We start from the raw sequence: 13176 nt of genomic DNA on the forward strand, positions 1-13176 counted from the left end.
CGAGTCGTCAGCCGTCAGTTGTCAGTCGTCAGTCGTCAGTTGTCAGGAGGAGAAGTCGGTGACCTTGGTGTCCGCGCTGCCGTCGATGGCCGCCTTGATCTGCGGGATGACGTGTTCGAGCGCGTACGGCAGGCTCAGCACGGTGCCCCAGTCCATGGACCAGAACGCGGAGTCGTGCTTCATCCCGGTCGACCACAGGGAGCGGCCCTCCTTGGTGGATGTCAGCCCGGCCACGACCGGGTTCTTCTTCAGCGCCTCCACCTTGCCGCCGTCGGTGGTCCACAGCACGAGATCGGCCGCGCCGATGAGGGAGAGTTTCTCGGCGGAGATGTCGGCGCTGTAGCCGCTGCCCACCAGCGCGTCCAGTTCGGGCAGGGTGGTGAAGCCGAGGTTGGTGAAGAACTTCGAGCGCGGGGTGGCGGGGCCGATCACCTTGAAGGTGTCCCCCCAGCATTCGGCGATCGCCACGCTGAGGCCGGCGAAGCCGGGGTTGGCGGCGAGGGCGGTCTTCACCTGGCCGGTGATGCCGTCGACCAGCGCCTTGCCCTTGTCCGCCTTGCCCAGGGCCAGGGCCAGCATGCCGGTCTGCTGCTCCAGCGGGGTGTTCCAGTCGGTGAACCCCTTGGGCTGGGCCACCACCGGGCAGATGCTGCTGAGCTTGTCGTACTCCTTCTTGGTCATGCCGCCCATCACCCCGGTGATCAGGTCGGGCTTGAGGGCGAGGATCTTCTCGATGGAGTACTCCTCGAAGTCGAGGAAGTCGGGCGTGCGGGTGAAGGCGGCCTTGTTCCACGGGTGCAGCGGCGAGTACCAGTCGCCGCTGAACACCCCGACGGCGACGGGCGGCACGCCGAGGGCGACCAGGACGTCGATGTCGGTCTGGCCCAGGGCGACGATCCGCTGGGGGTTGGGGGGCACGGTGGTCTTGCCGTAGGCGTGCTCGACGACGGCTCCGGCGGAGCCGGCGGGCTTGGCGCTCTGCCCGGCCTGCTCCTTCGCGCAGCCCGGCACCGTGAGCGCCACGCCCAGCGCACCGAGCCCGTACAGGAAGCCGCGTCGTCCGAAACTCTTCTGTGAGGTGGCGCGCGCCGCGCTGCCCGCCGTCGGCTTATTCATGCCGGACCACTCCTCCACGCTCTGGGGTGCGGCATACCTTAGGTCGGCACGTCACCGCAGTTCGTCGGTGATCCCGACAAACTCTGCGCCGCCGATCCGTGCGTTCGGCAGACGTCGCCGGCGCTGGAGCACCACGTCTCCGGCGATCACCGCGGCCTCGACGGGCACGACGGCCGGTTTCCCGGCGTCCGGCCTGCGCACCGCGCTGAGCACCTGGTTCGGCCCCGAGGGCCCGTCCTGAGGCACCGCTCGAGCCAGCGGTACGGCCGGCCGTACCCCTGGCTCTTGCCCAGGCGTGCAGGGTACGGCCGGCTGTCACCCTGGTCGCGTGCTCCGGTGTGCAGCGGCGACTGGGGCGCCCGGTCGGGGCGGGCGCCGCCGAGGTACTGCGTGGCGACGTGCTCAAGGATCGCCCGGTTGACGACGTCCTGGCCGTCGTCGGCCTGGATGGAGGGGCTGGACAGGAGGGTCATTCAAGGCCCCGGCCCGGCTGCCGTCAACCGCGGCCGAGTTCGGCGACCACGGCGCCCCGTACCAGGTGCCGGGCGCGCTCCAGCGTCATCGAGCCGCTGAGCCAGCGTTCGCTCACCCCTTCGACCAGGGAGGTGAGCCGCTCGGCCACCTCGACGGGGTCGGCGCCGGCCGCGGCCAGGCCCTCCTCCTGCGCCCGCCGGATCATCGCGGCCAGATCGCCGGTCCAGGCTCGGGTGGAGGCGCTGAGCGGCTCGCGCAGGTCGGGGTTGAAGACCGCGCTGGCCCGCAGTTCGCCCCAGGCCGCGCTGTTCTCCCTGACCTCGGGGGTGTCCTGCAGTTCCAGCAGCAGCAGGAGTTCGAGCTGCTCACGCGGGTCCTTGCCGATCTGCAGCGCTTCGTTGGTGTAGCGGTCGGCGCGCTCGTTGATGAACTCCAGCGTCTTGCGCATCAGCCCGGCGCGGTCGCCGAAGTGGTAGTAGATCAGCGCGGTCGACACCCCGGCCTCGGCGGACAGCTTCTCCACCCGTAGCCCGCGCACGCCGCTGTGGGCGATGACGCGGACGGCCGCTTCCAGGATCTGCCGCTGTCGATCGGATGACATGTCACCTCTCGTCGGAAAGGGTCCGGAGACATCTTGACTGAATCTTCAGTCGGTGCGCACTATAACAACCCCTCAGGCTGACTGAAATTTCAGACAGGAGCGTGGAGATGCGCATGCCTGCCGAATGGGCGCCGCACGATGGCTGCCTCATGGCGTGGCCGACCCGGCGGGAGCTGTGGGGGGAGGTCCTGGAGACGGTCCGGGCGGAGTACGCGGCGGCGGCCAGGGCCGTGGCCCGCTTCGAGCCGGTCACCATGGTCGCGCCGCCCGGGCAGGGCGAGCAGGCGCGCCGGCGCTGCGGCGACGGCGTGGAGGTGGTCGAGCTGCCCATCGACGACTCGTGGCTGCGCGACTCGGGGCCGATCTTCGTCCTCGGCCCGGACGGCTCCCGCGCGGGCGTGGACTTCCGCTTCAACACCTGGGGCGGCAAGCACCACCCCTGCACCGACGACGACCGGATCAGCGCCCTGCTGCTGGAGCGCCTGAACGTCACCCGCGTCGAATCCGGGATGATCCTGGAGGGCGGCGCGATCACGGTGGACGGCGAGGGCACCCTGCTGACCACCGAGCAGTGCCTGCTGCACCCCAACAGGAACCCGGGCCTGACCCGCGCCGACATCGAGGCCGAACTCAAGGACAGGCTGGGCGTCACCAAGGTGACCTGGCTGCCCTACGGCGGGCTGGAGGACCTCGAGACCGACGCCACGTGGACGGCGTCGCCGCCTTCACCGCCCCCGCCACGGCGCTCATCCACCTGCCCGACGACCCCGCCCACCCCGACTACGCCCGCATGCGCGCCAACAAGGCGGTCCTGGAGTCCTCCACCGGCGCCGCCGGCCGGCCCTTCGAGCTCATCGAGCTGCCGCAGAGCGCGTTCGCCGAGGTGGCCGGCACCCGCCTGTCAGGCGATGCTGCCGGGCATCGACGTGCCCGAGTTGCTGCTGGGGGTGCACTCCTGGACCGGGTTTCTGGACGCCTTCGTGCATCTGGCCGACATCTCCACCCGCATGCACGACCTGCCCAGATCGCTGGCGGCGCTGCTGATCAGCGAGGCCTGCAACGTCGGCCTCACCCCGGTGATCAAGGACGGGGACGAGGCGCTGACCCGCGGCCGGCTCTCGCACGTCGATCAGAACCACGTGCGCGCCGAGACCCACGCCGCCGCCAACGCCATCCTCATCAAGGCCCAGCGTAGTGTGCCGATCGTGAGGCTGTGGGGCGGCGGGCTGCTGGCCTCGGCCGACGGGCTGCGCTTCGTCGTCCCGGTGCAGACGATCAGCGCCGCCCCTTCGCCGAAGTATTCCGGCTACAAACGCGGCCTCACCCTCCTCAACGCAGTCAATGATCAAGTGACGGGGATCGGGTAGCTGGTGGTGCCGGGCACGCCGCGCGACTCGCTGTACATCCTCGACACGCTGATCAACATCGACGCCGGGCCAAAACCCGACCTGGTCACGACCGACCAGGCATCCGACTCGGACATGGTGTTCGGGGATCTTCTCCATGCTCGGCTACCGGGTCGCACCGCGCTTCGCCGACCTGGGCGACCAGCGCTTCTGGCGCGCCGACCTGCCCGACGGCATGACGCCGGCGTATGGGCCGCTGGAGGCGATCGCCCGCAACAAGATCAACACGCGGAAGATCCAGACCCAGTGGGCCGACATGACCCGGGTGGCCGGATCGCTGGTGACCAACCAGGTGCGCGCCTACGACCTGCTGCGCATGTTCGCCCGCAACGGGCGCCCGACCCCGCTGGGGCAGGCCTTCGCCGAGTACGGCCGCATCCACAAGACCCTGCACCTGCCGTCCATCCTGGACCCGATCGACGACACCTACCGGCGCAAGCTCAACAAACAGCTCACCGTGCAGAAGTCCCGGCACCGGCTCGCCCGCAAGATCTGCCACGGCGCGAGCGGGAAGATCCGCAAGGCGTATCGGAGGGACAAGAAGATCAACTCGCCGCGTTGGGGCTGGTCGTCAATGCGGTCCCGCTGTGGAATTCCAGCTACCTGTCGGCCGCCGTCGACCAGCTGCGCGCCCAGGGCATCCCGGTCAAGGATGAGGACGCCGCACGGCTCAGCCCGCTCGGCCACCCCCACGTCAACGTCCTGGGCCGCTACGCCATCGCCTCCTCAGCCCCCGCCGAATGCCGGCGCCGGCTCGGCGAGATGCCCGACCTGCCAGACTGCGAGGACGCGGTGGAGGAGGAGGGCGTGTAGGGCTCCGATTCGGATCCGGCGAACCCGTCCGCGGCGGGCGGCACCAGGTAGAAACCCCGGGCCGAGCAGCAGATCAGCCATGCTGAGGCCGCTTCCCCACGCCAGCCGAATGCCCACGGCCGGCGCGAGGAACGGCGCCACCATGATCGCGGCGGTCAGTATCACCGGAGTGAGGCCGGTCCGGGCGGGCGTGGCGGGTCGGGGAACGGCGAGCTGCCATCGCCGCCCACATCAGGGAGAGCTGCGTGGTGTATGGCCGGTCGCGCCATGATCGGGAATCGGCGTCCCAGGCCCGAGATCTGCAGCAGCCGGCTCATCAACGGGGTGAGCCCGGTCAAGGCCAGCGTGATGCCCTGGGCTCGGGCGCGTCCTTGTACGCCGAGCAGCACGCCCAGCCCGCCGGCGCCGCAGAAGGTGACCTGGGACAGGTCCAGCACGAGCAGGGTGGTGCTGTAGCCGAGCGCGTTGAGCAGCCGCCGACGCAGCTGCTCGGTGGTGAAGATGTCGATGTCTCCGGACAGGTGGATCAAGGTGGGCGCCGCGGCGCTCGGCCCGCCGAGTGGCGGGGCGATGTTGATGACGGTCATCGAAAGTCTCCTGTTCGGAGGGGCTGCGAATCGCAGATTGGGAGAGATGCCTGCCGGCCGGAGATCGGTCCACCGCTGGATAGGGGTACCTGAACCGTTCGATCCGGCCGGCAGGCGGCATGTGGGGTCAGTGCGGCTTTGCCGGTTGCCGGGCAAAGGACTGGTCCGGCTGCCCGGTGACCGACCCGCCCTCGTTCTCCCGGCGGGTCGAGCCGTCGACCCTCGCGCGTGGAACGGGGTCGGGCGGCAGGTGCGCGAGGCCGTGGAGGGTGTCGATGCTCAGGCCGGTGGTGTCCTGGGCGGTGAGCTTGAGTGCGGCCTCGGCGGGACCGACTGCGGTATCCGAGGGGATGACCAGCAAGGCAACGGGCCTGTGGGCAGCAAAGAACAAAACGATCACGGGTGGGGTGCCGTGCCGGAAGCAGCCGACACGAACCTGCCGCCCACGGGCCGGGATCCGCGATGGGACGCGCCGCCAGGCGACCCGGGACACGCCGACCAACAGGGTGGTCCGCCCCAGCCGCTGGTCGACAGCAGCGATGAGAGCCGGCAGCTCGGCGGCCGCGTCGCGAGAATAGGGCCACCACGCCCCGTCCACCACGGCTCGCCGATTCGGCACCGGATGAAGACTGAGCCGCAGCGCGGAATCGACCCGGGGGATCGCGGCGGAGGTGGGGCTGAGCGGTGCGGGGAGAGGAAGCAGTGTCGGCATCGTGGGTCGCCCGGCCTATCCGGGCCCCTTGAAAGGGGCCGGTGGTGGTTCGCCGGGGGCGACGCCAACCTGAATGCAAGCGCTCAAGGAGTCCTCGGTGTCCCCACCCTACCCCAGCACTTCCGGAATTGCACGATTCCGGAAGTAGGCTGGGTGGGTGACTTCCGGAAACACGCCCTCACCGAGCACCCAACCGGCCGGAGCAGCTTCCGGAAACACCAGCCGGTCACGGGCCGTGCCGCTGCCCGCCCCTCAGGCCGCCGTGCTGGCCGACTACATCGACGCGCTCGCGCACGCCCCGCTGGCCGACTCCACCAAGACCAAGTACGCCTCGCGGCTGCGCGGCTACCTGGCCTGGCTGGCCGACCAAGCCGCCGCCGGAGCCCTGGACGGCGACCCGCTCGCCGACTCCATCGCCGCCACAGGCGCGGTACGCGACTTCCGCCGGCATCTGAAGAACGGCCGCCGCGCCCCCAACACCATCGACACCTACCTGTCGGCCATCGACGACTTTTACACCCGCCGCGGCCTCGGCAAACCCCCAACTCGGCGGGAACGCGACTCGCGCCGCACCGCCCCCCGCGCCCTGGACGCCCGGCGCACACGCCGTTACGTCCGCCACGTCCAGCTCACCGCATCGGTGCGCGACAAGGCCATCGCCCTGCTGCCCTACTACGCCGGCCTACGCATCTCCGAGGTCGTCGGTCTCGAGGTGGCCGACCTCCGCCTGTCCGCCCGCAAAGGCGAACTACGCATCCGCGGCAAAGGCCGCGACGGCGGCAAGGTCCGGCTGCTACCCGTCCATCCCGACCTGCGCCGGGCACTGACCGACTGGCTGGAGGCCCGCACCGACTGGAAGGGAGCCGACGCCCACGCCGCGGTATTCCTCAACCACCGCGGCGGCCGCCTGAGCGACCGCGCAGCCCGCGACATCATCACCGGCCTCGGCGACGCCATCGGCCTCAATGACGACCCCACCCAACCCTTCAGCCCGCACGTCCTGCGCCACACCTTCGCCACCCAGCTCATCCGCGACGGCAAAGACCCCATCCTGGTCGCCGAACTTCTCGGTCACGGCTCGTTGGACACCACCCGCCGCTACGCCTTGCCCACCGAAGCCGACAAAGCCGCCGCCCTCGACGCCCTCATCACCGACCACTGACCACAATCCCAGTCCGGGCACGACGTGATTCCCACTCTCCGCAACCAGCCTGGAGGGGCGTCGCGTCCGGCAACGCCGCAGCCACAACCGAAGATCATTCTTGTCGGACGGGCGAAGCGAGGGCGGACTATGTCGTCCAGGCGAAACTGTCGTCCAGGTTTGTGATCTCCAGCAGCCGCCGGACCGCCGCAGGTACCTCGGTCAGCATCATCCGCCGCTGCAGAATGGCCGCGTGAACTCGACTTATCACCAAGGCCGATAGGCCCTGGGCGTCCAGGAAGGTCACTCCGCTCAGATTGATGATCACCAGCTGGGCACCTTGCCCCAACACCTTGTCAACCTGCTCGATCAGGAGGGCCTTGCTCACCAAGTCCATCTCACCGATGACCACCACTACCGTGTGGGTGTCCATCCGACTGATCGCTATGTCCGCTCCACGCATTACGCGCCACGCCTTCACGTCGAAGGGATCTCGCATGTCCGGGTGAGGGCCCCCTCCGGCACCTCGCCCGGAGACCTTGCGAACCCTCACTCACTGACGCTGCGTCAGATGTGTCGCGAAGGACCGAACGGCACAGGTGATCAACACCAGATGTGTCCCAAACGTCCGGATTATTGCAATCCGCGATCAATCGGACACACAGCGCATCCTACACGACCCTCACCCAGTACGAGATCCTGGTCGAGCAACTGCAAGGCACCCTCAACACCCGCGTGATCATCGAGCAGGCCATGGGAATCCTGGCCGAACGCGGACATCTCGGCATGAACCAAGCCTTCGCCACGCTCCGGCCGATACGCACGCCGCCACCACCGCCACCGTCACACCTGGCCCGCGCCGTCATCGACGGCGCACCCGAGCTCACCAACCTACTGGCACGACCGGCCCCGACCGTGGACTGACCAGCCCCACCCCAAGCGTCCATCTAAGTTACTCGCGGGTACCGCCAACGGCTGTCCGCAGGTTCCTCAACCCCGGTAGACGCGGCAGCCGTACAGCAGCTCCCGCAGGGGGCGGGGCCTGGCTGTCGCGGTGCTCGAGGATCATCTGCGGTCAGGAGATGTGACGCGGATTCGGCACCGTACAGGTACGCGGAAACTGACCGGCCCGCAGGCCGCGCAGCGGCTGCTGCGCGGCGCCCGCTGGAATGCTGGCGCCCGTCCGAGACGGGCCTGCGTGTTACACCATCGCACCCCTCGGCGGTGACGAGGTGCTCATCGTGAAGGAGCCGGGCTCTCTGAAGAAGGGGCAGCAGGCATCGCCAGTAAACCGGCTCCGGTCAAGCCCTCCTGGGGCCTGATCGTATTCCCCGGGGAGGCGGGAAGAGGTGTTCACAGCGGTCAGGACGCCGCCAGGTGTCGTGCGCCACCGTCCACGGTGAGTGTGGCCCCGGTGGTGAAGGTGGCTTCGAAGGCGAGGAAGAGGACCGCGGCCGCCACTTCCTCCACCTGCCCGTGCCGTTTCATCGGGGTGAGCTCGTCGCCTAGTCTCCCGAAGGCCGCACGGTCCTCGTCCGAGGCCACGATGCCCATGGTGGGGGTCTGGACGAAGCCCGGGCTTACCATGTTGACCCGGATTCCTCTCGGCAGGAGCGCCGCGGCGACGCACCTGGCCATGGCGCCGATGGCGGCCTTCGCTCCGGAGTAGGCGGTGAAGACCGATCCGCCTCCCGTCTCGGCCACGGAGGTCGTGAAGACGATCGAGCCGCCGTCCGCGATCAGCCCGGCCAGGCGCTGCGCGACGAAGAACGGTCCCTTGGCGTTGACGGTGAAAGCCCGGTCGTAGGACTCCTCGGTCACCGCTTCGAACGGCTCGATCGCCGCGGTCCCGACGTTGACGAACACGAAGTCGACCTGGCCCAGCCGCTCGGCCGCTGCCCGGCCCAGCCGCTCGATGTCGGCCATGTCCGTGACGTCCGAGCGCACCGCGTGCACGGCCGGCGAGATCTCCTGGAGCGCGGCCACGTTGCGCCCGGTGGCCAGCACCTCGGCGCCCGCCTGCGCCAGCGCTTGCACCACGGCCAGGCCGATGCCGTGGGTGCCGCCGGCCACGATCGCCTTCTTGCCTGTGTACTCGCTCATCGGGTCTCCTTGGTGAGGTAGTCGAGCAGCCGGGTCGGACTGTCGCTGCCGTATCCGTCGGCGACGGCCCGCTCCAGCCGGGCCTGCTGGGCGAGGAGCCAGTCGACGGGCAGGGCCGCGTCCCGGCTCGCCCGGACGACGTGGCCGATCGCGAGCGCGTTGGTGTTGATGTTGGACACGTCCGTGGCGTGCTCGCCCTCGTCGATGGCCTTGGCGTTGTCGAGGCCGGCCATCGGCCCGATCAAGTGGGTGAGCCACGCGTTCGCGTACGGCTGGAACTCCGTGGCGCTGACGCCGGCCGTACCGACCAGTGCCTGTGCGTGCGCCAGGCCCTGGCCCGCCGCGTACAGGATGGCCAGCAGCGCGAGGTCGTACAGGAGCGGGACGCCGGGATCGGTGGCCAGATGGGCGGTGCCTCCGCCGAAAACCCGCAGCATGGGCGCGCAGGACTCGAAGAGGTCCCTCGGCCCGCCGTAGAAGAGCTGCGCCTGGGGCAGGCCGATCATCTGCGGAACGGCCATGATCGCCCCGTCGAGGTAGGCGGCGCCTTGCTCGGCCGCCCACGCGGCTGCCTTCCTGGCCTCGCCCGGGGTGCCGGACGTCAGGTTGATCACGGTACGGCCGCGCAGGTCCGTGGTCGACAGCACCTCGTACATGACCTCGTACGTCGACAGGCAGACGATCATCGTCGGGCTCGACTCGGCCACCGAGGCCAGCCGGGTCACGCCCTCGGGGACCGCGCTGGCCGACCTGTTCCAGGCGGTCGTCGGATAGCTGTGCCGCGCCAGCTCGGCGGCCAGGGCCTTGCCCATGAGCCCCAGGCCGATGACGGTTACGGGAGTGTTCATGGCACGAGCCTGCCGGGCGGGGGTTCCGGTTCGATGCCGGTCGGATGCCGCCATAGTGTGGTCTCATGCGTTTCGGGGTGCTGGGTCCGCTCACCGTGCGGGCGGAGGACGGCCGCGAGGTCGACATCCCCGAGGCGAAGGTGCGCACCGTGCTCGCCGTCCTGCTGGCCGGCCACGGCCGCGTGGTCCCCGCCGACCTGCTGATCGACGTGCTGTGGGGCGAACGGCTGCCGGAGCATCCCGTGGCCGCGTTGCGGGCGAAGGTGTCCAGGCTGCGCAAGGCCCTGGGCGATCCGGCGCTCGTGGCCTGGCGCGCTCCCGGATACCTCCTGGCCTGCGGGGACGTTGACGCGAGCCGCTTCGAGTCGCTGCTCGCGCGAGCGCGGGCGGCCCAGGATCCCGCGGAGAAGACCACTCTGCTCGGTGACGCGCTGGCCCTGTGGCGCGGGGCCGCGTTCGCGGAGTACGCGGACGCGGAGTTCGCCCGCGCGGCCGCCCTCCGGCTGGAGGAACAGCGGCTGGCCGCGATCGAGGAGCAGGCGCAGGCCCGGCTGGCGCTCGGCGCGCAGGGGCTGTCGGCCGAGCTGGCCGACGTGGTCGCCCGCCACCCGCTCCGGGAACGCCTGCGCGCCGTCCACCTGCGGGCCCTCTACCGCGACGGCCGGCAGGGCGAGGCGCTGAACGGCTACCACGAGATCCGCACCCGGCTGGCCGAAGACTTGGGCGTGGACCCGGGCCCCGAGCTGCGCGCGCTTCACCAGTCGATCCTGCGCCGCGACCCCGCGCTCGACCTCCGCCGCACCAACCTCCCTGCCCCGCTCACCGAGCTGGTGGGCAGGGAGAAGGCCGTCGAGGAGATAGGCGAGCTGCTCGCCGCCGCCCGCATGGTCACCCTCACCGGCCCGGGCGGTGTCGGCAAGACCAGGCTGGCGCTGGAGGCCGGCGCCCGGCCGGCCCCCGCCTACGACGACGGCGTGTGGCTGGCCGACCTGGCCGCGCTCGACCGGGACAGCGACATGGACCGGGTGGCCGAGGCGGTGGCGGCCGCCATGGGCGTCCGGCACGACGTGGTAGACCGCCTGGCCGCGGCCATACGGAGCAAGCACCTGCTCCTGCTGCTGGACAACTGCGAGCACGTGGTGGACGCGGTCGCCGAGCTCGCCGAGCGACTGTTGACGAGCGCGCCGGGGCTACGGGTGCTCGCGACCAGCCGCATCCCTCTCGACATCCCCGGCGAGCACGTGCACGCCGTGCCGCCGCTGGACCAGGACAGCGCCGTCCGGCTGTTCGCCGCGCGTGCCGCCGCCGCGGCGCCGGGGTTCACCCCGGACGAGCCCGCCATGGAGGCCATCGCCAAGCGGCTGGACGGCCTGCCGTACGCGCTGGAGCTGGCCGCGACCCGGGCCCGCACACTCAGTGCCCGCGAGCTGGCGGCCCGGCTGGATGACCGCTTCCACCTGCTGGACACGGGCCGGCGCGCCGCCCCGCCGCGGCAACAGACGCTCCGCGCCATGATCGACTGGAGCTGGGAGCCACTCACCGGCTCCGAACGCGCCGTCCTGCGGCGGCTCGCCGTACACGCCGACGGATGCACGCTGGAGGCGGCCGAGACAGTCTGCGCGGGAGACGGCGTCCGCACCTCGGAGGTGGCCGGCCTGCTGGCGCGGCTGGTGGACCGATCCCTGGTGACCGTGAGCGGCGACCGGTACCGGCTGCTGGAGTCCGTCCAGGCCTACTGCCTGGAGCGGCTCGAGGAGGCCGCGGAGCCGGAGGCCGTGCGGGAACGCCACGGGGCGTACTACACCGCGCTGGCCGTACGCGCCCGGCCGCACCTGCACGGCCCCGACCAGGGGCGCTGGCTGCGCCGCCTCGACGCCGAGGCCGCCAACCTGCGCTCGGCACTGGACGATGCGGTACGGCGGCGCGCGGCGGACCGGGCGCTTCGGCTCGTGACCGCGCTGTCCTGGTACTGGTTCCTGCGCGGCCGACTCGGCGAGGCCCGCCGCTCGCTGGAGCTTGCGCTGACGCTCGGCGGCGACCCGGAAGCGCGGGCCGTGGCCGCCGCCTGGCACGCCGGCGTGAGCCTGCTGATCCGCGATCAGCCCGCGGCGGCCTCGCCCGAGCACCTCGACGAGCTCTGCGCGCGGATCGCCGACCCGCGGGCCCGTGCCGAGGCGCAATGGCTCCTCAGCCTGGCCCACTCCGGCTTCGACGACCCCTCCGTCAGCCTGGGCCTGGCGAGCCGGGCACTCACGGCGTTCCGCGCGCTGGACGACACGTGGGGAATCGCGGCGGCGCTGAGCGTCCACGCCTCCCACACCGCCGTGCACGACCTGGACGCGGCCCGCCGCGACGCCGAGCAGAGCCTGGCGCTCTTCGGCGAGGAAGGCGACCGCTGGGGACTGCTGCAGGCCACGCACCTGCTCGGGTCCCTCGCCCAGGTCAGCGGCGACTACGAGCGCGCCCGCGCCCTGCACCGCGACGCCCTGGACCTCGCCGAAGACCTCCGGCTCTGGCCCCAGGTCGCCGACAGCCTCGCCATGCTGGGCCGGATCGCCCTGCTGACCGGCTCCTACGCCGAGGCCGACGATTACCACGAGCGGGCCAGGCGGCTGGCCGCCGACCAGCTGAACACCCGCACGGAACAGTTCGCAGAGGTGGGCCTGGGCCTGGCCGCCAGGCGGCGCGGCGACCTCGACACCGCGGAGCGGCATCTGCGCGCCTGGCTGGACTGGTGCCGTCAGTGGCGCGGCGATCCGGGCACCGCGCTCATCCTGGCCGAACTGGGCTTCGTCGCCGAACTCCGCGGCGACCCCGGCACCGCCTTCGACCTGCACCGGGAAGGGCTGGATGCCGCCCTGACCACCGGCGACCAGCGCGCCGTGGCGCTCGCCCTGGAAGGGCTGGCAGGAGCCTGCGCGGGCGCCGGCGACCACCTGAGGGCGGCCCGCCTCCTGGGCGCCGGCTCAGCGGCCCGCGACTCGGTGAAGGCCCCGTTGCAGCCAGGGGAGCGAGGTGACGTCGACCGCATCACCGCCGCCGCCCAGCGCGCCATGGGGACGGACACCTTCGCCCACGAGTTCGCCCGCGGACGCCTGCAGGGCGCCGACACGCCCATCGCCGCCTCGCGACGGCACCACCAGGCTTCGTCCGGCTGCGACCCCGGATAGGCCCGCCGCTCGGGCCGGGACGATCGGACGCAATGCAACGCTGACTAATAGTGATCTACAGTCCGTGTTCGCAGAAATGGACAGTTCTGCGAGAGCCGAACAGCTGTCGATGCGCGCCCGGTTTGTCCTCGATCTTCGTTATCAGCACCTCTCACAAAACCCTTCTCGCAGAACATGGCTCGCGATAGGTCTGCGACATGAGCGA

11 protein-coding genes and 2 pseudogenes are annotated in these 13176 nt (G+C 70.8%); 5 read left to right on the top strand and 8 right to left on the bottom strand.

The features are described from left to right. Window positions 1-42 precede the first annotated feature (42 nt). The 3 genes from FVE25_RS40955 to FVE25_RS40965 all read right to left on the bottom strand — a co-directional run bounded on the left by FVE25_RS40955 (window position 43) and on the right by FVE25_RS40965 (window position 2191). Window positions 43-1116 carry an ABC transporter substrate-binding protein gene (locus tag FVE25_RS40955; protein ID WP_157252889.1) on the bottom strand — a complete coding sequence of 358 codons (1074 nt, stop codon included), beginning with the start codon at window positions 1114-1116 and terminating at the stop codon, window positions 43-45. 51 nt (window positions 1117-1167) lie between these two features. Then, complete coding sequence (locus FVE25_RS40960; protein ID WP_157252890.1) at window positions 1168-1362, bottom strand: hypothetical protein; 195 nt, start codon at window positions 1360-1362, stop codon at window positions 1168-1170. Between the two features lie 250 nt (window positions 1363-1612). After that, the gene (locus tag FVE25_RS40965) at window positions 1613-2191 is read right to left on the bottom strand and encodes a TetR/AcrR family transcriptional regulator (protein ID WP_157252891.1); all 579 of its coding nucleotides are present in this window, start codon (window positions 2189-2191) and stop codon (window positions 1613-1615) included. Window positions 2192-2340: 149 nt separating this feature from the next. Between FVE25_RS40965 and FVE25_RS57160 the strand changes: the two are divergent. Together FVE25_RS57160 and FVE25_RS40975 are read left to right on the top strand one after the other, a co-directional pair. Further along, a pseudogene (locus FVE25_RS57160) lies at window positions 2341-3032 on the top strand (agmatine deiminase family protein); the annotation flags it as partial. A gap of 64 nt (window positions 3033-3096) precedes the next feature. After that, a pseudogene (locus FVE25_RS40975) lies at window positions 3097-4410 on the top strand (transposase); the annotation flags it as partial. Between the two features lie 161 nt (window positions 4411-4571). Here FVE25_RS40975 and FVE25_RS40980 read toward each other — a convergent pair. Next, the gene (locus tag FVE25_RS40980; RefSeq protein ID WP_157252892.1) at window positions 4572-4997 is read right to left on the bottom strand and encodes an STAS domain-containing protein; all 426 of its coding nucleotides are present in this window, start codon (window positions 4995-4997) and stop codon (window positions 4572-4574) included. A 127-nt stretch (window positions 4998-5124) separates the two neighbouring features. Then, on the bottom strand, window positions 5125-5709 hold the full coding sequence (locus FVE25_RS40985; RefSeq protein WP_157252893.1) for a DUF5994 family protein: 585 nt from the start codon (window positions 5707-5709) through the stop codon (window positions 5125-5127). Between the two features lie 157 nt (window positions 5710-5866). Here FVE25_RS40985 and FVE25_RS40990 point away from each other — a divergent pair, with 157 nt between their 5' ends. After that, the gene (locus tag FVE25_RS40990; protein ID WP_157252894.1) at window positions 5867-6871 is read left to right on the top strand and encodes a tyrosine-type recombinase/integrase; all 1005 of its coding nucleotides are present in this window, start codon (window positions 5867-5869) and stop codon (window positions 6869-6871) included. 127 nt (window positions 6872-6998) lie between these two features. Here the strand turns inward: FVE25_RS40990 and FVE25_RS40995 are convergent, their stop codons facing one another. Beyond that, a complete protein-coding gene (locus FVE25_RS40995; protein ID WP_343046180.1) occupies window positions 6999-7349 on the bottom strand; it encodes an STAS domain-containing protein in 351 nt (116 codons plus the stop codon). Between the two features lie 116 nt (window positions 7350-7465). On the opposite strand from FVE25_RS40995, the gene FVE25_RS41000 reads away from it, so the two are divergent. Beyond that, window positions 7466-7774 (top strand): ANTAR domain-containing protein, encoded by a 309-nt coding sequence (locus FVE25_RS41000; protein ID WP_157252896.1) that lies wholly within the window; start codon window positions 7466-7468, stop codon window positions 7772-7774. Between the two features lie 438 nt (window positions 7775-8212). On the opposite strand, the gene FVE25_RS41005 is transcribed toward FVE25_RS41000, so the two are convergent. Then, a complete protein-coding gene (locus FVE25_RS41005) occupies window positions 8213-8953 on the bottom strand; it encodes an SDR family NAD(P)-dependent oxidoreductase (protein ID WP_157252897.1) in 741 nt (246 codons plus the stop codon). After that, complete coding sequence (locus tag FVE25_RS41010; protein WP_157252898.1) at window positions 8950-9801, bottom strand: imine reductase family protein; 852 nt, start codon at window positions 9799-9801, stop codon at window positions 8950-8952. The genes FVE25_RS41005 and FVE25_RS41010 overlap by 4 nt, the downstream gene beginning before the upstream one ends. A gap of 65 nt (window positions 9802-9866) precedes the next feature. Between FVE25_RS41010 and FVE25_RS41015 the strand changes: the two genes are divergently transcribed. Beyond that, a complete protein-coding gene (locus FVE25_RS41015; protein ID WP_157252899.1) occupies window positions 9867-12971 on the top strand; it encodes an AfsR/SARP family transcriptional regulator in 3105 nt (1034 codons plus the stop codon). Window positions 12972-13176 lie beyond the last annotated feature (205 nt).

Origin of the sequence: Nonomuraea typhae (genome assembly GCF_009760925.1) — a bacterium.
GTDB lineage: Bacteria > Actinomycetota > Actinomycetes > Streptosporangiales > Streptosporangiaceae > Nonomuraea > Nonomuraea typhae.

Bases quoted from the DNA above. Each gene is read 5' to 3' on its own strand.
- FVE25_RS41010 (WP_157252898.1), bottom strand. From the start codon at position 9,801: ATGAACACTCCCGTAACCGTCATCGGCCTGGGGCTCATGGGCAAGGCC.
- FVE25_RS40995 (WP_343046180.1), bottom strand. From the start codon at position 7,349: ATGCGAGATCCCTTCGACGTGAAGGCGTGGCGCGTAATGCGTGGAGCG.
- FVE25_RS40965 (WP_157252891.1), bottom strand. From the start codon at position 2,191: ATGTCATCCGATCGACAGCGGCAGATCCTGGAAGCGGCCGTCCGCGTC.
- FVE25_RS40955 (WP_157252889.1), bottom strand. From the start codon at position 1,116: ATGAATAAGCCGACGGCGGGCAGCGCGGCGCGCGCCACCTCACAGAAG.
- FVE25_RS40985 (WP_157252893.1), bottom strand. From the start codon at position 5,709: ATGCCGACACTGCTTCCTCTCCCCGCACCGCTCAGCCCCACCTCCGCC.
- FVE25_RS41015 (WP_157252899.1), top strand. From the start codon at position 9,867: ATGCGTTTCGGGGTGCTGGGTCCGCTCACCGTGCGGGCGGAGGACGGC.
- FVE25_RS41005 (WP_157252897.1), bottom strand. From the start codon at position 8,953: ATGAGCGAGTACACAGGCAAGAAGGCGATCGTGGCCGGCGGCACCCAC.
- FVE25_RS40980 (WP_157252892.1), bottom strand. From the start codon at position 4,997: ATGACCGTCATCAACATCGCCCCGCCACTCGGCGGGCCGAGCGCCGCG.